This window comes from Roseibium sp. RKSG952 (assembly GCF_009711355.1).
Window position 1 is genome coordinate 1 of sequence record NZ_SMMF01000329.1, and the last position, 616, is coordinate 616.

Consider the following 616-nt stretch of genomic DNA (forward strand, 5'->3'; position numbering starts at 1 on the left):
GCTTCCGGAATATATTGCAACGCCATGCCGTCTTGCTTCACCGCCTCGAGGCAGAGCTCCGGTGTCTGGTGCTGACCAATGTCCCGCTTTGTCCTGTCGAGCCGTGTCTTGCTCTTGTCAGACACCCCTCCACCAAGTTGCCGGCTCAAAAGCACAAGGAGCTTGCCAGCGCAGACGTTGGCAAGATTGGCAAGATATGTTGTGCGCTTGGTCATTAATGAATCCTTCGATTTTTGGAATCCAGGATTTTAAACTGGAGTATCCGAGAATATTTACCGGCTGGACATCGCAGACAGGTGACCAATCAACGCCCGATTACCCTTGACTACGCCTGTACTTCCTATACGCAAGGAGGCCGTTTCTACCGGGGAAGCATGTGTTTCAATGTCTCCAGGATATTCGTGGCCACCCATTCAGGTTGACCCACCTCTCCAGGACATACCTTTGGATTCCGGGGGGCTTCCGAAGAATATTCCCTTTCCTTTTGCTTCACCGCCTCGCGGCAAATCCCCGGTGTCCGGTGTATTCTCGGTACATAGAGTAACGCTCTACAGTTTTGCCTAACCGCATCGAAGCAAAGCTTCTCCGTCCGAAGGTCTTGCGGCACATATTGCAG

1 protein-coding gene is annotated in these 616 nt (G+C 52.4%); it reads right to left on the reverse strand.

The window, feature by feature from the left end:
• The coding region (locus E1297_RS00905; protein WP_196223100.1) for a DUF4116 domain-containing protein at positions 1 to 215 on the reverse strand (215 nt) is incomplete at its 3' end.
• Positions 216 to 616 lie beyond the last annotated feature (401 nt).